The organism is Aeromonas sp. S9(2024) (assembly GCF_041403185.1).
GTDB lineage: Bacteria > Pseudomonadota > Gammaproteobacteria > Enterobacterales > Aeromonadaceae > Aeromonas > Aeromonas enteropelogenes.
The window spans coordinates 131,712-148,380 of record NZ_JBGLRE010000002.1; the positions used below are offsets into that span (position 1 = coordinate 131,712).

Here is a 16,669-nt window from a genome sequence, read left to right on the forward strand (position 1 = left end):
GGTGGTCTTGCCTATTATTTTAAACAAGAAGAAAATTCTATAACGTCTCCTAACGAGCCAGAGAATAAAATTTTCTCTACACGCTGTTCATCTTCATAATAAAATTCAACGAGTTCATATGTAGAAATATCTTCGTTTTCAAAAATAATAACCCCTCTATTTAGAGTGCCTGTGATTAACCACGCTTGATAAATCCAATCTGCTGATAATCCGATCATGCGAAACCGAGAATTTAATACATCTAATGTTTTTGAATTTTCCATGATTTACTCCATTATCATAGGTAATTGTATATAAATATAAGGCTGGCGTCATTTTTAACTATCTAGTCAAAAAAATGCCCATCATGAAATTGATGGACACTACAATAGATATAAATAGTGAAATGTATTATGTCTTGTTTTTAGACTTTAATAAAATCGGTTTCATCATCTTGGCTACAGCTGCAAACACAGGGACAACAACCGAATTACCGAATTGCCGATATGCTTGTGTATCGGAGACTGGTATCCTGAAGTTATATTCTCTCGGCTGTTCAAACCCCATCAATCTGGCACATTCCCTAGGTGTAAGACGGCGTGGGCGCTTTTGCTGGTTTTGTTCATTATTGAAGTCTACCTCTGCCAGCTGCATGTCCCAGCCACGATCAATCAGGATTTCTGAGCCATCCTTGTGATAGCGGGCAGATAACGTTCTAGCAACGATTGCAGGACTCTCAGGATTGACGAGCCCATAGCCAAAGCCATTACCTTTTGCTTGGTGCTTCTTGGCGTATTGATAAAGATACGCCCACAGCTTGGGTGTCAGGATGTATTTAGGGTCAAGCTGCTCAACTGGTTCAAGCAAGTCAGCGAAAGTAACTCTCTTTGCTGGAAATAACTTGGATATATCCTTTAGTGAAAAACCTTCGTGCAGATTCAAATCTTTCCTGAAACCCACGAGGACAATACGTTCTCGGTGTTGTGGAATAAAATGTTTTCCATCGATAATTTTGGGGTCACTTGAACCATTTGCATCAAGGTCCGCGATCCAATAACCCAGTTCTGTCAGAGCCTCTTTGATTACTCTGAAGGTATTTCCCTTATCATGACTTTTAAGGTTCTTGACGTTTTCCAAGACAAACGCAGTTGGCCGCTTGGCATCGATGATCCTAGCGACATCAAAGAACAGGGTCCCTTGGGCCTCGCATTCGAAACCGTGGGCGCGACCAAGCGAGTTCTTTTTGGATACACCGGCTAAGGAAAATGGCTGGCATGGGAAACCAGCCAGCAGAACATCATGATCTGGGATCTCCTTGTCGATATGAGCATAAACAAAGTCACGGTTTTCATTGTCCGGCATAGTGATTTCACGGATATCCGAGTTGAACTTGTGATGTTTCTTGTCGCAATACCAGTTGGCCTTGTAGGTCCTGACTGCCTGTTCGTTCCACTCGCTGGTAAATACACACTGGCCGCCAATATCCTCGAATCCTTTGCGGATGCCACCAATGCCGGCAAATAGATCGATAAACTTGAAATCGTATCTTCCGTGATGCTTGGGTGGTGAAGGCAACAGTCCTTTAAGCATTTCGGTTTCGTGATGCGTCAGTGGCTTTTGTTCAACTTTTCTATTAAGCCAGCGATTGAGTGCCTCGCGGGTCCACTCGCTGTCGCCCATTTCACGCAACTTCTCCGCGATTTGTTTCTGATCATAGATTTCAAGGACCATCTCCATCAGATGACGGTCTTCTTTGAGGCTAGGGTTTTGATAGTTCTGGATTTCATCCAGAGAGCTGAGTTGCAATGCACTGTTCATGGTTGAATCCAGTCTTGAAAAAATTGTGCGGAGTCTATCACTCATTTGACCCAGAGGCACAATATCCCTGTAAGGAAAAACAGTGCTTTTGTCGTAGAGGTCACCATTCCATAGTCAGAGTCGACATATCACTGGGTGTCTGAGACCTTTGCTTCCTTGGCTCTCAAGAGGTTTTTGCTTGTGAGCAGATTCCGCAATTGACCGCTATAGCCACTGCTCTCCTGAATTTCCCCACCCTTCGATTTAAACAACAAGGCTAGACGAAGCAGGTTTAAGGGGTTGTTTTAACTAAAAAATAGGCCACATCACGGTTTCTGATGAGACATATCAATTCTAAATCTTTAGAATGTGTCGCATGGATTTGTGTCGATAAGCAGAGATGGACGTTTGTGTAGAGTGATTTCAATAGGAACCATCCCTGCAATAGGATAAAGAATGGTTTACACAGCTCACGACGGTTTGATTCTTGCAAGCGGGGTTCCATTAGAGCCCTTTATGCTGTTCAAACTTGGTAAATTCACCGTTCTGATGGATGGCAACGAAATCGATTTGGTCGTCTCGCGCCGTCCTGCTGAGTTGAGTTTTAGATTCAACCCCGATGTCACCCCGTGCTTTACTCTGCATTTCAGGGACGCCTTGCTTGATGCTTGCCAAGTGAAAACCGTAGCGCAACACGGTTATTTCATAGCTGACAACAAACGGGTCCATTTTATCAGCGACCGCCTGCGGCAACATGTGATTGCCGCGGTTAACGAGCTGCATTTGCCTCGCTTGCTCAGTCTGCTGCGAGAATTGCGCAGGGAAGGTCTGATAAGCGAAATTCCGGTTGCCCTCGTTGACCGCTTCAGGGCCAAGAAGCAAAAGGCCTGCACTCACGGCAAGCTCTTCGTACGCGAGCTCTACCCTTACCAGCAATATGGTGTTGAGTGGTTAGTATTTTGTGCTAGCAACGGCATAGGGACTTTACTAGCTGACGACATGGGCCTAGGTAAGACCGCGCAGGTTATTGCCTTGTGCTGCGATCTTCTGCAGAACAATCCGGATGGTCGGATTCTGATCGTCGTCCCCAACCCCCTGCTTGATAACTGGGTCAGGGAATTCCGTTTTTTTGCCCCAGAGCTACACCCATATTTGCACTACGGACCATACAGGGAGGGTTTGAGCACGGTGCTGGAAAAGCACAACATCATTGTGACTCCCTACACCACCTTGACTTCCGACATTGCGATGCTGGAGGAGCTGTCTTTTGATCTCGTTCTCTACGATGAAGCCAGCATGCTGAAGAATTCCCGCTCCGGAAGATCACTGGCCGCCAGACGGCTTAATACCTTTGCATCCGTAGCGATGACCGGCACGCCAGTTGAAAACAGTCTGATGGATGCATGGGCACTTTGTGATCTTATTTTCCCCAGCTATCTGGGCGACGAGCAGGACTTCCGGTCACGGTATGTTCATCGGGACATTACCGACACAATCGAAACTAATCTTGATGAGCTTGAGCAGAGCCTGCGACAGATCACCCTAAGACGTATGAAGAAGGATGTCTTGGCGCAGCTGCCAGAAAAGATCGATATCCACACAGCGATCACTGCAGGTGAGCGGGAACGAAAGAATTACGATGCCCTCATCAATGAAATACAACAGGATGCGGCCAAAGGTGGTAGCGGCATCCTGCAGTTGATCAACAAGCTACAGCAGTACACGGCGCACCCAGCGCTGCTCGATGCAGCAATACCCCGCGATGTAAAATCACTGGCAGCCTATAGTGCCAAGTTTGAACTGCTGCTAATGACGCTGGATGACATCGCTGTATTGGGTGAAAAAGTGATCATATTTGCCACGTTCCAGAAGGCAATTGACTTGATCCACTCGGCCATCCGCGAAAAATACGGTGTGACAGCCGGTGTCATCGATGGGCGCACGCCCAATGAAGAACGGCAGCCCCTGATTGACGTTTTCTCAGCTTCTGCCGGCTTTTCAGTATTGTTGCTACACCCGAAGACTGCTGGCATGGGGCTGAATATCACGGCAGCCACGCATGTCATCCACTATTGCCGGCAATGGAACCCTGCTCTTGAGGCGCAGGCAACAGCCCGCGCTTGGCGGAACGGACAGCAATCGGTGGTCAGTGTGCACTATCTGTATTACGCGGACACCATCGAAGAAATGATCGATGAACGGCTACGACTGAAGCAAACCTTAAGCGAACAGGTCGTGACCGTCACCGGACACAAGGAAACCGATAAACAGCTGATGCTGGACTACCTGGAATCACTCACGAAATGACAAGCATGGACCTCCAAGAAGACGACTTCCGCCCCTCCGCAGCTAGGCTGGTAGAAAGCCTGCGGGACACCGGTTACAGCGAAAAGGCGGCCTTTGCCGACATAGTCGACAACTCGATCGCCGCAAATGCCACCAAGATTTCCATCGAACTGCAATACCTGATGGGAGAATTCAGGGTCATCATTACCGATAACGGCGAAGGCATGACGGATGCCGAGCTGAAAAATGCCATGCGCTATGGCTCCGACAAGCGTCCTAACCCGAAATCGCTTGGCAAGTTCGGCATGGGCCTGAAAACTGCCTCGACGGCCTTCTGCCGTCGCCTCGTAGTCCTCTCGCGCAAGGAGGGCTCCAACGTTGGTCGCAGTTGGGATCTGGACACCATTTGCAAGAAAGATAAGTGGGAGCTGGAAACGCCGGACCACAATGACTATTACGAGGACTTCGAGTCACTTGAAGCGTTTGCCGGCGATGCCGGTACCATGATCATTTGGGAAAAGATCGACCGGCTGGTCAAGCAAGGCAGCGATAAGCAAGTTGTCAAGCAGATCAAAGCACTGGGCAAGGAGCTGGAGGATGAGCTGAGTGCCGTTTTCTTCAAGTTTCTTGCAGCCGGTGAGGTAGCGATCTCTATCAAGATTATCGACGAGCCTGACATCCAACTGAAAGGGTGGGACCCATTGTGCTCTGGCCTAGTCACTGCCAGCGATGCTCGTCCGCAATTGCTGAAAGAAAAAGCAGTCCATGTGTTGCTCGACGACAAGCAGCATGGATTTACCATCAAGGGAAGTTTGATTCCCTCGCAGAATGATCTTAACGCCGAAGAGCAGGCTGCTGTTCGATACGGTCTGGACAACCAAGGCTTTTATATCTACCGAGAAGGCCGGCTGATTTGGCATGATGGCTGGCCGCACCGCATGTACCAGAAAGAAAGCAAGATTACCCGATTGCGGGTGGTTCTTGATTTTACCCACGAACTCGACGACGTCTTCAGCATCGACTTCCGTAAGAGCCGCGTCATCATCCCGATCGATGTGCGCGGAGAGCTGCAACGCATGATCGCGCCATGGCGGCAGGCGCTTCTCAGTGCGCAGTCAAAGCAAACAGACAGCAAAGGTTCGGATAAAGGTACAACGCTACATGGACCTGCGAACAATGCAATCGGCAAGCAGGATGGTCACACCAAGAATGCCGATATCAGGGTTGACGGAGAGTCGGTAACCATCCGTAACCGGAATCAGACAAAGCCCGTGGCGGTCCCTGATATCCGCGTCTATGAGGACAATACAGTACGTGTTCATGAAGAGAAGTCACTCACTGGTGATAGCCTGTGGGAGCCTTCGTGCGATACCCAAGGTAACACCTGCGTCACGTTGGGCAGGTCGCACCCCTACTTTGCCAAGATGTACAACGTCTGCAAGGACAATGAAGAGGCCGTCAAGGCGTTGGACATGCTGCTGTGGAGCTTGGCAAACGCAGAGCACGGAGAATACTCCGAAGCCAACCAGCACACACTGAAGGGGTTCAGGCACAAAGTCAGCAATACCCTGCGCTATCTGAGTCTTGAACTGCCAGATCCGGAGGAGGACGTCGAATGAGTTACCAATACGACCTTGCCGACTTCAAACGCTACCTGCACGATAGGAACAGGGCTTACCGCGTTGATGGCCTGATTTTCTGGCAGAACAGGATTCCGCTCCCTATAGACCTGTTCAACCGGATTTTCGATGAGTCAGACCAGATTGTGACCGACTATATCTACCAGCTTGCTGCCAGCACCTTGGCATTCAACAAGGCGGGGGCATTCGAGGAAAAACTGGGGCATCCGGTGAGCGACCTGCCGACGAACGTTCTGGAGCGGAAGTTCGCTACGCTGTCGGGCTGGGTCACCGCCGAGTTGCCCGCCAACAGTCCGATTGCCCGCATGGCTTACGAAATCGCGGAAATGCTCAGCGTGCCGGAGTTCGAGTTTTCCGCCGACCGTGTCGTAGCAGCACTGCTTCATCAGGGCAAGAAGTATACCCGCCTGTTCATGCCAAGCTCGGTCAGGGAGTTGGTCGAGCGCTTCGCGGAGTGTGACGCCATCGGGCAGGACAACACCGATATGTTCGGCAACATCATTGCCGATCGCTACAACATCTATCGCTCTGGCTTCAGCGATGCACTGGCCATCATCTTCAACGCCCTGCTGGATTTCCGCCTGCTGTTTTCCGGCAAGGGGAATCGGCTGCATAAGATCAGTGTGATCACATCGACGCGGACAGACCTGGACGTGCGCTTTGCCGTTACCACCGATGGCTCGCTGTGGGAGCCCGGTTACGAGGATGACCACTTCGTTACCATCAACAACAAGCACCCCTTGATAAGGAGGCTGTCACAGGAGCAGTCACCCGCACTGGCGGAGCTTTTGTTCTTCCTAGCCCAGTTTGAGAACTCGCAGTTTTCCGACCAGAACAAGAAGTTCATCGAGAACATGCGGCAGACGCTTTCCAGGGAACTCTGGATAAAGCACGACTGAACAGACAATACAGGTAGAAACCATGCTTTCCGAACTTAAGATGGTAGGAGATTTGTACAAAAATGATCCTTGCGAGGCTTGGGACTTCAAAGAAATCGTATTCGATCCCGAAACGCAGAAGGTTCTTTCAGGCCTGAGTCAGTCCAACAGAAAAATCACGGTATTTGGTCACTCGGCAAAAGTAGAGATCATTGGACGCAGCGGTAATAGCAGTTACATTCCTGGGCAGTACTTTCTCTATGCATTGAAGCTGCGCCCCTTAATGACGCTGCTTGGCAGCTACCAGATGGTACTTACAGCTCTGAGCAAAGAAATTAGCACCAAGAATGGTTTCATCAGTGTGTTGCGTAACTCTGATGATACATCTGCAGCAATCGGCAAACTTGATCTCTACAGCCAACAGCAATTTTTCAAAATTTTTAATCAAGAAGCTGCTCGGCTTGGCGCCAAGAAATTCATCAACGATGATACTTCCCACAGAACACTTGATGATTTCTTCGGGTCTATTTTGCTGGCAGCCATGCCAGTACCCAATGCCAGCTCCAACACACTGGCTGATCTACTTTTATCCATTTCTGAAAATGAGGAAGTTTTCCTTCATCTTCAGAAATGCTATAGCCATGTAATACCTTGGCTGTTCCGGACTGATAACAGCGAGGAGCTAATACTCCTAGTGATGTCCGCCCTTGGTTGGGATAGAAAGCTGGATGGAATTCCGAATACTGATAAAGCAAGCTGGGAAGGAATTTCCGATGCATTCTTGTTGAGACCGACACCGGAACCCAGTAACCCCAATTACATTCAGAGCCCTGTTCACTATCTAGAGAGTTGCAATAGATACGTTTTCGTCCGGAAGGACCTGCTGAAAGCGACAACGCTGGACGCTATATCGGCAAAGGTTGCGGAGCTCTGGCCCAACATGTGCGTCAGGCTACGGGACGGTTACTATTACGTGGAGTCGGAAAAACGCCATCGCATTATAGGGGAGCCAATAACAGGCGGTATAAACTGTATCTTCTACGGCGCTCCCGGCACTGGAAAAAGCTACAGAGTGCACAACGAATGCACTGTCAGCTCCGACACGTTCGTTACCGTTTTCCATCCAGATACCCAACATGCTGACTTTGTCGGTTCCCTGAAGCCCGTGACCGAAAGTGGCAGTGTTGTCTATCGCTTCAGACCTGGGCCTTTCACTGATGCGCTGGTCCATGCCCTGATGAACCTAGACCGGAAAGTTACTCTGGTCATCGAGGAAATCAACCGCGCCTCTGCGGCAGCAGTTTTCGGCGAGCTGTTCCAGTTGCTGGACCGCAACCCTGACGGCGGGAGCACTTACAGCATCCGCGCTGCCGACCCTGACATGCTTGGCTACATCAACCATGTGCTTGAAGATAAAGGCTTTCCCTCACTGGATGTGCTTCGGATACCGGCCAACCTATCGCTGCTTGCTACTATGAACAGCAGTGACCAAGCCGTTATGCCGCTTGATACGGCATTTAAGCGGCGTTGGCGCTTCGAGTATCTACCAATAGATTTCAGCGCCGCAGGCATTCCGCAGACCGAGCTCACGCTTGTAACCACCAATGGTCTGGTTACCCTCACTTGGCCGGTACTTGCCGAGAGCATTAATGCTGCACTGATTGACTGCGATGTGCCTGAAGACCGTCTGCTCGGGCCGTTCTTCCTCAGCGCCAAAGAACTTGAAGACGAAGAAACGGCTAGGTCCGCGCTTGGAGGTAAGCTGTTCATTTACCTGTGGGATGATGTACTGAGACATCACGGGCACGACCGCATCTTTTCTTCTATCTACAAGACCTATGGTGCCTTGTCTGCAGCCTTCAGGGCGGGGAAGCCAGTTTTTTCGCAGCCCATTGAAGAAGCTCTGGAAACTGCTGGGGTTAACGCAGAAACAGCAGTGGACAACTTGGCCCCAGCCAACGGAACGGTACAAGATGCAGCCGGTTGACATTCTGTATCTTTCAGACCGCATGAATGTGAACAATTCAGACATTCCGGATGGTGTGGCGGCAGTGCTGAAGGAGCTCAGGCTGGTTGACCTAGATAGCGGGAGTATATATTTCTGTGGCCTGCTCAGGGTTGGCTGCAGGCTTATCGTCTTCTTGCCACGCAATAATGCCGGCTCTAGCGAGCCGGCAGATCGTTCGGCGTATTACCTGCTCCGTGCTCTTGTGAGGTTCTACAGAACACGGGATAGTGGCATGCGGGCCAATGATCATGGGACGATGGTCACCGGCGGCGAGTCGCTTTCCCTTGCCGTGGCTCTCATCGAGGACTACTTGGCAAGCGGTCTGTATGTTCGTCGTGCTCGCGTGCGAACGACCAACAATGGCAAAACCAACTGGCCGAGAACCATCGCCCGCAATACAGCGTATCCCAGTGCAGGCGGACCAGTATATCTAGACCTTTCCACCACGCGGACACATTACAGTACCGACTGCATGACTGCGCGGATACATGCATTAGTCATGCGGGAGGTGCTGTCGGCCTATGGCATGTTGTGGCTGGGCAGATCGAACGTGGTGGATCGGAGACTGGTCGGCATGCCCACCCCAGCCGGTACACCTGCTGCGTGGATAAGACACCTCGGAAAAGAGTTGCAGCTGAGCTACTCGGAGAGAGATATCTTCCTGATCCGCAGCTTGATTGCCTATCTCGAAAAGGAAAAAGGTACTGCACGGGGACCGTTGCTGGTAGGCGTTAAAAAGTTTCATGGTCTGTGGGAGGCCATGCTGGATGAATGCTTGGTCGGCAAGCTGACAGTAAATGATCGCTTACCGGTGCCAGCATACCGCACTACCGACAACAAGGTGGCGCTGGTTGCCAGCAAGGGGCAACGAACCGACACGGTGCTGCAGGACTCTGGCATGCAGCATATCGCGGTCATCGATGCCAAGTATTACGACGCACGTTCACCACAAAGTGCACCGGGCTGGCCGGACTTGGTAAAGCAGTTTTTTTACCAGCAGGCCATCAAGCACCTGTACCCGAGGACGCACATTTCCAACCACTTCATTTTTCCGGGAAATGGGGAGGGAAACCTGAAAACGGCTTTTGTTGCAGAACGGGACAGCAAACCAGCCGATACTTCTAACGGTCCGTTGGGGTACGGCCCGATACATTGCCATTACCAAGATCCGCTGGCGTTACTACGTCTGTACGCAACTGGGGAAAAGCTGGCAAACCTAACCAGACAGATTTTCAACACCGGCGCAGCCATGCCCAGAGCCACCAGTCCTAGGGTTTCTGACCCCTAATTGCTGCCGAGGTCGCTGCGACACTCGCCACGTCCCTGCAATTGCAGCGGAAAGGCTGGCTCGTGCAGATTGACTGCTGGCGTGCACAGTGCTACCTTCGCCGGGTTAAAAACCGGATAAGGTTATCCCTAGATGAGCAGTCAGAATAAACCCCAGTACATCAAGTCGCTGAGAGACAGACTCGGTATTGGCCGTACAGAACTCGCCAACCTGCTGGGTCTTGGCGCCGCAGGCGAGAGAACGATACGGGGTTGGGAAGAAGAAGAGCATGAGCCTTCGGCAGCCAAGTGGCAAAACATACTCGCACTGGAAAAAAGGATGGATGAGTATCTTGCCAATGCCCCGTTCAGCCAACGTCAAGAAGATGGGCACGACTTTACCTTTATCGACCTGTTTGCTGGCATTGGCGGCATTCGTCTTCCATTCCAGCAACAAGGTGGTTGTTGCGTGTTTACATCGGAATGGGACAAGTTTTCCCAAAAAACCTACCTAACCAACTTCGGGGCCATGCCGCATGGCGACATTACCAAAATCGCTGCCGCCGACATACCAGATCACGATGTCCTGCTGGCCGGTTTTCCTTGCCAAGCTTTCTCGCAGGCCGGACTGAAGAAGGGTTTCAGCGATACCCGCGGTACGATGTTTTTTGAGATCCAGCGCATCATGGCAGCAAAGCGTCCCAAGGCGTTCCTGCTTGAAAACGTGAAACAGCTGCAGGGCCATGACAAAGGACGGACGCTTAAAACCATCCTAGATATCCTGCGCGGTACGGACACGCATTCAATCCCTGACGATGTACCCATGAGTGAAGATGCTCGCCAAGCGTTGTCCGAGAAGCTGAATTACTGGGTCGATTATCGTGTACTGAGGGCTGGAGATTTCGGTGCACCGCAAAATCGCGAACGGATTTTTATTGTCGGCTTCGATAAAAATTATTTCTCTGATGTCGATTTTGACCAAGTTTTTCAGTGGCCGGTGCCTCCAATGACACCTACACGTGTCGGCGATATCTTGGAAAATCTGGACAATTTGGCGCCTGCCGATGATAAGTACACCATTTCCGATACGTTATGGGCCGGACATCAGAAGCGTAAGGCCGGACACGAAAAAAAAGGAAATGGCTTCGGTTACTCTCTCTTCAATAAAGACAGCCCCTATACTAGTACGATCAGTGCACGCTACTACAAGGACGGCTCTGAGATTCTTATTGATCAGTCCCATTTGGGAAAAAATCCGCGAAAATTGACGCCTCGTGAATGTGCGCGGCTACAGGGCTTTCCCGATTCATTTATCGTTGATGCCGTATCGCAAGGGCAGATCTATAAGCAGTTCGGTAACTCAGTGTGTATGAATGTGATCCGTGCCATAGCAGAACAGCTTGTCAGAGCCATGAAAGCTGCTGAAAAATGCTAAATCCGCATAGCATATCTGTGCTCAGCTGCCGATATAGGTGCCGAGTTCCTTGAGTTTGTGGTAGAACATAGAATCTCTAGAAAATGAAAGACCCCAGCAGGCATGTTGCCTGCTGGGGTCAAAGGGCGATCGGTTTACGCTGAGTGACCTTAAGTTGGTCGTCGGTATGGCTGTAGCCATGGTGGCGACTTCTCGCGTCACCGGTATTCTCGTCTTATGTATCTTCTTAGGTTAATGGGTCGGTTACCACTGTTAAGCCTCGATGAGTACAGATACGTTGCAGGTTGTTCAGAAAGTTGCCTAGTACGAGGGGTTGTTCGTTGAGTGGGACTGGCCCTGCTTGGCAACGCCAGAAACAGCGACGTTCGGGGTCGATGCAGATCTCATAACTAGGCTGGCTCATGGTGTCCTCCTAATCTCCTGCGACTGTGACGCTGAAGCATTCTAACCGGCAGTAGGCAATGAAGTTGCACTGCCAGATATCGAACAACTCCCGCGCTTCGGTCAGTCGCAATGGTCCCCAGCCTAACATGGTGTGTTCCCCATCGAGGAAGTTGAAATCGAGCGCCTTGCAGAGCTCAGCATCCTGGCCGAGACCCTGGTAGCTAAAGTCGGTGACGTAATCGAACAGCCAGCCATCGAGACCACGAATCAGGCGGATCTCGACTGGGTGCACGCCGCCCTGTTCAGCGCTATAGCCGAGGTTACGAAAGTTGAATGTCAGTTGGGTTAAGTGCTCAATATTGAGCTCAGTTTTAGCGATTTCCTGATTGAGCAGAACCAGCAATGCTTGGTCAACGGGCAGGGCAAAGCCGTCCCGGAAAAAGGGAATGGTCATGGTGTTTCCTCATTGAGTTCAAGCAGGAGAGCATCCCTGCGTTTTGCTTTGAAGTGATGGGTCAGTCGTTTAACCAATCCCACAGTTTGCTGACGCCATAGGCTGCGACGGCGCCCACGGCAAGGGGTGCTAACAGCGGGGCCGTGGCAATACCGGTCACCGATACTACTGTTGCAGCAGCGCCACTACCTCCAGCTGTTGTGGCTAGGGTGCTGGCAGCAAGCCCTGCTGTTGCACTGGTGGCAGCCTTGCCCAGCGTATGGCGGGCCACTTCGGCTGCCACTATCGTTGCTACCGCGGTCTGCAGCAGCTTCGGGGGATGCTGAACCCCTTCAATGCACCAGGTAACAAATTGCTCGCTAGTGGCAAATGGTTGGCCTTGTTCACCTTCGCTGAGTCGTGCGTAGGCCCGCGTCAGGCTCTCCTCTCGACAGAACAGGCGCATGGCATGGGGCCTGACCTCGATGGCGTTGTGCTGGCTGAATTCAGCTAGGGAGGTCAGCGCCATTTGCCCTGAGTGATCACCGGTAGATGTTGGTAGACAGTGAATGACCTGGTCATGGCCAACAAAGATGCCATGATGCAGGCTTTCAAACTGCGGTGTTACCAAGTGATCGCCGATAATGAAATGTCGTGTCATGGGGTGATGATCCTCATCAAGGGTTGGAAATGAAAAAGGGCGTCACCATCACGGTGACGCCCTTTGGCTTTATTTTTCCTGAGCGTACTACCTGCCGCCTACGGTGATCTTCAGTGGTTGATGAAACTCAGGGGTGAAGGTGGAGATGGGGAGCCGGGTAACTTGGTTATGTGCAAAGACTTCGGTCGCCTGAATAATGGCGATGGACTTGGCTTGTTCAACTTGTCCGCAATCAACTTCCGTGAAACCGCCACCATAACGAGTCGCGGAGCTCCCTCCGAAGGGTTCAACTTCCAGTGTTGATTCGGCCAGTGCTTTGCCCTTCTTGTCATTAAATTGCAGCGTGATATACAAATGTCCAAACTCGTCTGCCCCGCCACTATCTAAAGAGAAGTGATACGCACAGACGCCTTGGTTTGCGTAAACGGTGTCAGTGTGCTGGATAGCGAGGTAGCGTTGTTCTTGCGCATTGCAGGCTAGGGCCGAAAATATCAGAGTCGAGGCCAATAAATACCGATGTATGTCTTTCATAAAAATCCTCGTAGCATTTACTCATATCTTAAAAGCATCTGGTTATTTACGCCCCAGATATCTGAATATTTCTTTGCCATTGTAAAAACCAACTAGGTCTTCCTCATTTTTATACTTCTTGTTTGGTTGAAATTTGACAACAGTGCCAGGTCGACACATATCTTTCAGTGAAAGATTGAATTTTTCATCGGGTGTAATTGTATAACCAATGGCAATTTTGTGTGGAGAGCCAGCTGTGGAGATCCATCCCCACATACCAGCTTCACAGTCACCGAATGGTTGACTGCGCACAATGACCATAGAAAGATTACTTATTTCAGTTGCGATGCATTTTCTGTTTAAATTTAAGTGTGCGTTGCACCAAAATGGCTTTCCTGTTTTGTCCTGCACTAGTGCAGGCAGAAAGCCTGTGAATGGCTCCGCCGCCTGTATTGATTGACTTCCAGACATAAGAGTTAGTAGTAAGCAGAATGTCAGCTTTTTCATTTTTTATCTCACTGAATAACTATGATCAAATAGATGTGTATGGCTATCGTCAGAAACGGTAAATCTCACTATTTTTCAGTTGCTCTGAGATCTGAGAATGCGTTGCACACTGGAGATACTGATCCCCGTGCGTTTGGCAATTTCAGCTCTGGGTAATCCTTTGGCGACCAGTGCCAGAACTTCATTGCCTTTTGCCATTGCGGTAGGCTTTCGGCCTTTATAAACACCTCGTCGCTTGGCTAACTCAATACCTTCAGCTTGCCGCTCTAACATCAACTCTCGTTCGAATGTTGCGATAGCACCGATCATGGTTAGCATTAACTTGCCAGTAGGCGTTGAGGTGTCGATCCCCAGATTCAATATCCGTAATGCAACTTGCTTATGTTGTAGAAATTCTGATATCTCCAATAGGTGACGAGTATTACGAGCCAGACGATCCAGCTTGGTAACCATCACCACGTCTCCTTCCTTCACATAATCCAAGAGGAGAGTAAGCTGTGGCCTATCATCACTGGCACCGCTAACCTTCTCCTGGAAAACTTTATTGCATTCGGCCAGTGCTCGAAGCTGGACTTCAAGGCTCTGACCTCCCGTACTAACACGTGCGTAACCTACCAGTGCCATGGTCTCCTCCCGGTCAATAGGGCAAGGTACACTGACCCCCATGGTCAAAAGTCTCGAAGAGACCTTCTTGACCTGAAAATGGAGGGAAATAGATGAAATGAGTGCCGATTTCGTGAGTGTCACTAGGGCTTGATCTATTGACCCCAAACCAGCGATGGAGAGAAATAACGGGACGCTTTGTGATAAACGTCCCGTCGTGATGGGTAGCAGAATATTGTGCTACTGATTGATTTGATTGGATGTAACAAGATGCCAATGTAAGTTATTGGCTTTGTGGCTCAGGCGTAGGCGGTGAAGGGGCCGCGTTTTTACCCAGTTTACTGGTCAGGGGCGAGGAACGAGGGCTGAGGCGTTTTGGTGCTGTTACGGTTGCCAAAGGCTGTGAGGTGGAAGATGACGCTATCATTTCTGGCTCAGGATAGAACTCCTCCAGCAGCATCGGTACCTCTTCATCAATATCCTCAAACTGGCCATTACGCAGCAAGTCACGAGCAGCCTGCTCCATCTGGTCGATGGCGAGCCCCGCCTCTTGGTCACGCAGTGCCGCCTCCTGCGCCTGCCTGACCGCCTCAGTCAGGTTGGTTTCTTCCCGCAAAGTTAAATCCACGTAATAGACCGGTGTGCGGTACGACTGGGTGGTGCTCTTGGCCCGCAACCGCAGGGTGAGCGGCAGATAGCGGGTATGGCCCCCGCTTACTGCCTCCAGGTACTTCAGTCTCGCCGCCAGGGTGCGTACCGAGTTGTAGCCGGTGGTGCGGAAGATAAAGCTGCCCAGCTCATCCCCTTGCCCCTCCACAAACAGGTTCAGTCGCCCGTACAGCTTGCAGCCCTGTTGCCCGCCAAAGGCGCAGCGCTCTGGTCCAGAGCAGCTGACCTCCTCCATGCCTTGTGCCCCCACGCGTCTTGCCACCTCCCCATTCCCGACACACAGCGGCCTGCCGGTTTGCCGGTCAAACGCGCTGTATTCCGCCCGCAGATTCAAGTCGCTATCGTTGAACAGCACTCGCACCGGAATGGCGCGGATCTTGGTTTGCTCCTGCCCCTGGCCACTTTTCTGCGATGAGTAGTGTTGATGCAGAGGATGGAGCAACCATCCCCCCTTTTGCTGTATCTGGGTGGTGAGGGTGAAGCTATCATCCTTCTCCGGCACCCACTTATCCTGTTTTTGCACCAGCTTGCCGATGCAGATCCGCCCGATCACGGGTGGGGTAATCGCCAGCCCTTTGATCATGGTGTGTTCCTCAAGGGTTGAATGGTGAAACGGCGCACGCCGGGCACCGGTTTGACATAACGGGTGAGCAGGTCGGGATGATCCTGCCCGAGCTTTTCGAGATCCGGTGCCAGCCGGTCTTTACTGCGCTTCCAGGTGATCTTGCCATTGGCAAACAGCCCGGCTGTCGCTTCACCCAAGGTCGCTTGCAGCCGCTGCTTGAGCTGTGACTCCTGCAGCTCGACGGCTTCCTTTTGCTGACGCAAGCGCAGCAGTTCACCAAACAGCTCGTTGAACTCGGGAGAATCGGAGAGATCCACCGTCTGGCCATCGTCACGCGGAAACAGCCAGCTCAGGGCATTGGCGGCATCACTGGAGCCGTCGGGCTCGGGCTGCTGGTTTTGTTGCACCATCTGCCAGAACTGCGCTTCCCGCTCGGTGAGATCCTGGATCTTCTCTTCGTCACGCTCGATGCGATAAATCCGGAAATCCTGGCCGCCGATCAGCACTGCCACCTCAGCCCAGGCATGGCCGGTGACGGCCAGCTGATGGAGTACCTGACACTGGTAAGCCACCGGCACCCCTTCCTCCCACTGGGGGGCGCTGTGATAGCTGGCTGTCTTGAGCTCCAGAATGCCCGGCCCATCGGGATGGCCGACCACCTCTCGGTCGAGGTTGGCGAGCATGAAGGGTTGCTCGGGGTGTTGCAACACAGCATTGACCCGGCGCACCTTGTAGCCTGTGCGCTTGGCATAGACCTGTGCCAGCACAGGTTCGAGCTCGATGCCCCACAACACAGCTTCCTTATGGGAGATATCCTCCGGCTCCTTGCGGCCGGTCTTCTCCAGCCACAGGCTGAGCGGGCATTTGTAGGGGGATAGCCCCACTGCCACGGCAGCATCGGAGGAACCAATGCCGAGTTTACGGATAGCGAGCCACTGCTCGCGGGTTAATTGGGTAGTGGAGGCCAGCCGCAGGGCTTGGCCATATTTGGCTTTTGCTTTCATGACGACTCCTTGTTGACGGCATAAATGGCGACGCCCGGATTGGC

The 16,669-nt window shown here is 51.4% G+C and carries 15 protein-coding genes; 6 read left to right on the forward strand and 9 right to left on the reverse strand.

Annotation, left to right across the window (positions count from 1 at the left end):
• Nucleotides 1-14: 14 nt before the first annotated feature.
• Entirely contained in the window at nt 15-263 is a 249-nt protein-coding gene (locus tag ACB028_RS03880) for a hypothetical protein (RefSeq protein WP_371143550.1), read from the reverse strand.
• Nucleotides 264-390: 127 nt separating this feature from the next.
• Nucleotides 391-1,797 (reverse strand): DNA (cytosine-5-)-methyltransferase, encoded by a 1,407-nt coding sequence (gene dcm / locus ACB028_RS03885; RefSeq protein WP_371143551.1) that lies wholly within the window; start codon nt 1,795-1,797, stop codon nt 391-393.
• Nucleotides 1,798-2,292: 495 nt separating this feature from the next.
• On the opposite strand from dcm (ACB028_RS03885), the gene ACB028_RS03890 reads away from it, so the two are divergent.
• The 6 genes from ACB028_RS03890 to dcm (ACB028_RS03915) all read left to right on the forward strand — a co-directional run bounded on the left by ACB028_RS03890 (nt 2,293) and on the right by dcm (ACB028_RS03915) (nt 11,289).
• The gene (locus tag ACB028_RS03890; RefSeq protein WP_371143552.1) at nt 2,293-4,083 is read left to right on the forward strand and encodes a DEAD/DEAH box helicase; all 1,791 of its coding nucleotides are present in this window, start codon (nt 2,293-2,295) and stop codon (nt 4,081-4,083) included.
• A 5-nt stretch (nt 4,084-4,088) separates the two neighbouring features.
• On the forward strand, nt 4,089-5,681 hold the full coding sequence (locus ACB028_RS03895; RefSeq protein ID WP_371143553.1) for an ATP-binding protein: 1,593 nt from the start codon (nt 4,089-4,091) through the stop codon (nt 5,679-5,681).
• Complete coding sequence (locus ACB028_RS03900) at nt 5,678-6,601, forward strand: hypothetical protein (protein WP_371143554.1); 924 nt, start codon at nt 5,678-5,680, stop codon at nt 6,599-6,601. Before ACB028_RS03895 ends, ACB028_RS03900 begins: the two co-directional genes overlap by 4 nt.
• Nucleotides 6,602-6,623: 22 nt before the next feature.
• Entirely contained in the window at nt 6,624-8,567 is a 1,944-nt protein-coding gene (locus ACB028_RS03905) for an AAA family ATPase (RefSeq protein ID WP_371143555.1), read from the forward strand.
• On the forward strand, nt 8,554-9,876 hold the full coding sequence (locus ACB028_RS03910; protein ID WP_371143556.1) for an LlaJI family restriction endonuclease: 1,323 nt from the start codon (nt 8,554-8,556) through the stop codon (nt 9,874-9,876). The genes ACB028_RS03905 and ACB028_RS03910 overlap by 14 nt, the downstream gene beginning before the upstream one ends.
• A 132-nt stretch (nt 9,877-10,008) precedes the next feature.
• Nucleotides 10,009-11,289, forward strand: coding sequence for a DNA (cytosine-5-)-methyltransferase (dcm, locus tag ACB028_RS03915; protein ID WP_279499818.1), 1,281 nt, complete (start codon nt 10,009-10,011; stop codon nt 11,287-11,289).
• Between the two features lie 412 nt (nt 11,290-11,701).
• On the opposite strand, the gene ACB028_RS03920 is transcribed toward dcm (ACB028_RS03915), so the two are convergent.
• The 7 genes from ACB028_RS03920 to ACB028_RS03950 all read right to left on the reverse strand — a co-directional run bounded on the left by ACB028_RS03920 (nt 11,702) and on the right by ACB028_RS03950 (nt 16,625).
• Nucleotides 11,702-12,127 (reverse strand): DUF2787 domain-containing protein, encoded by a 426-nt coding sequence (locus tag ACB028_RS03920; protein ID WP_371143557.1) that lies wholly within the window; start codon nt 12,125-12,127, stop codon nt 11,702-11,704.
• Nucleotides 12,128-12,188: 61 nt separating this feature from the next.
• Nucleotides 12,189-12,767, reverse strand: a complete 579-nt coding sequence (locus ACB028_RS03925) for a lecithin retinol acyltransferase family protein (RefSeq protein WP_371143558.1) — start codon at nt 12,765-12,767, stop codon at nt 12,189-12,191.
• 87 nt (nt 12,768-12,854) lie between these two features.
• Nucleotides 12,855-13,298, reverse strand: a complete 444-nt coding sequence (locus tag ACB028_RS03930) for an IrmA family protein (protein WP_371143559.1) — start codon at nt 13,296-13,298, stop codon at nt 12,855-12,857.
• A 42-nt stretch (nt 13,299-13,340) separates the two neighbouring features.
• Complete coding sequence (locus ACB028_RS03935; RefSeq protein ID WP_082044144.1) at nt 13,341-13,784, reverse strand: hypothetical protein; 444 nt, start codon at nt 13,782-13,784, stop codon at nt 13,341-13,343.
• 75 nt (nt 13,785-13,859) lie between these two features.
• Nucleotides 13,860-14,408 carry a recombinase family protein gene (locus ACB028_RS03940; protein ID WP_231721767.1) on the reverse strand — a complete coding sequence of 183 codons (549 nt, stop codon included), beginning with the start codon at nt 14,406-14,408 and terminating at the stop codon, nt 13,860-13,862.
• 262 nt (nt 14,409-14,670) lie between these two features.
• Nucleotides 14,671-15,639: a hypothetical protein gene (locus ACB028_RS03945; RefSeq protein ID WP_371143560.1), complete on the reverse strand. Its 969-nt coding sequence runs from the start codon at nt 15,637-15,639 to the stop codon at nt 14,671-14,673.
• Nucleotides 15,636-16,625, reverse strand: a complete 990-nt coding sequence (locus ACB028_RS03950; protein ID WP_371143561.1) for a YqaJ viral recombinase family protein — start codon at nt 16,623-16,625, stop codon at nt 15,636-15,638. The genes ACB028_RS03945 and ACB028_RS03950 overlap by 4 nt, the downstream gene beginning before the upstream one ends.
• Nucleotides 16,626-16,669 lie beyond the last annotated feature (44 nt).

Bases quoted from the DNA above. Each gene is read 5' to 3' on its own strand.
- dcm (WP_371143551.1), bottom strand. From the start codon at position 1,797: ATGAACAGTGCATTGCAACTCAGCTCTCTGGATGAAATCCAGAACTAT.
- ACB028_RS03900 (WP_371143554.1), top strand. From the start codon at position 5,678: ATGAGTTACCAATACGACCTTGCCGACTTCAAACGCTACCTGCACGAT.
- ACB028_RS03940 (WP_231721767.1), bottom strand. From the start codon at position 14,408: ATGGCACTGGTAGGTTACGCACGTGTTAGTACGGGAGGTCAGAGCCTT.
- dcm (WP_279499818.1), top strand. From the start codon at position 10,009: ATGAGCAGTCAGAATAAACCCCAGTACATCAAGTCGCTGAGAGACAGA.
- ACB028_RS03880 (WP_371143550.1), bottom strand. From the start codon at position 263: ATGGAAAATTCAAAAACATTAGATGTATTAAATTCTCGGTTTCGCATG.
- ACB028_RS03890 (WP_371143552.1), top strand. From the start codon at position 2,293: ATGCTGTTCAAACTTGGTAAATTCACCGTTCTGATGGATGGCAACGAA.
- ACB028_RS03935 (WP_082044144.1), bottom strand. From the start codon at position 13,784: ATGAAAAAGCTGACATTCTGCTTACTACTAACTCTTATGTCTGGAAGT.
- ACB028_RS03905 (WP_371143555.1), top strand. From the start codon at position 6,624: ATGCTTTCCGAACTTAAGATGGTAGGAGATTTGTACAAAAATGATCCT.
- ACB028_RS03895 (WP_371143553.1), top strand. From the start codon at position 4,089: ATGGACCTCCAAGAAGACGACTTCCGCCCCTCCGCAGCTAGGCTGGTA.
- ACB028_RS03950 (WP_371143561.1), bottom strand. From the start codon at position 16,625: ATGAAAGCAAAAGCCAAATATGGCCAAGCCCTGCGGCTGGCCTCCACT.
- ACB028_RS03920 (WP_371143557.1), bottom strand. From the start codon at position 12,127: ATGACCATTCCCTTTTTCCGGGACGGCTTTGCCCTGCCCGTTGACCAA.
- ACB028_RS03925 (WP_371143558.1), bottom strand. From the start codon at position 12,767: ATGACACGACATTTCATTATCGGCGATCACTTGGTAACACCGCAGTTT.
- ACB028_RS03945 (WP_371143560.1), bottom strand. From the start codon at position 15,639: ATGATCAAAGGGCTGGCGATTACCCCACCCGTGATCGGGCGGATCTGC.
- ACB028_RS03910 (WP_371143556.1), top strand. From the start codon at position 8,554: ATGCAGCCGGTTGACATTCTGTATCTTTCAGACCGCATGAATGTGAAC.
- ACB028_RS03930 (WP_371143559.1), bottom strand. From the start codon at position 13,298: ATGAAAGACATACATCGGTATTTATTGGCCTCGACTCTGATATTTTCG.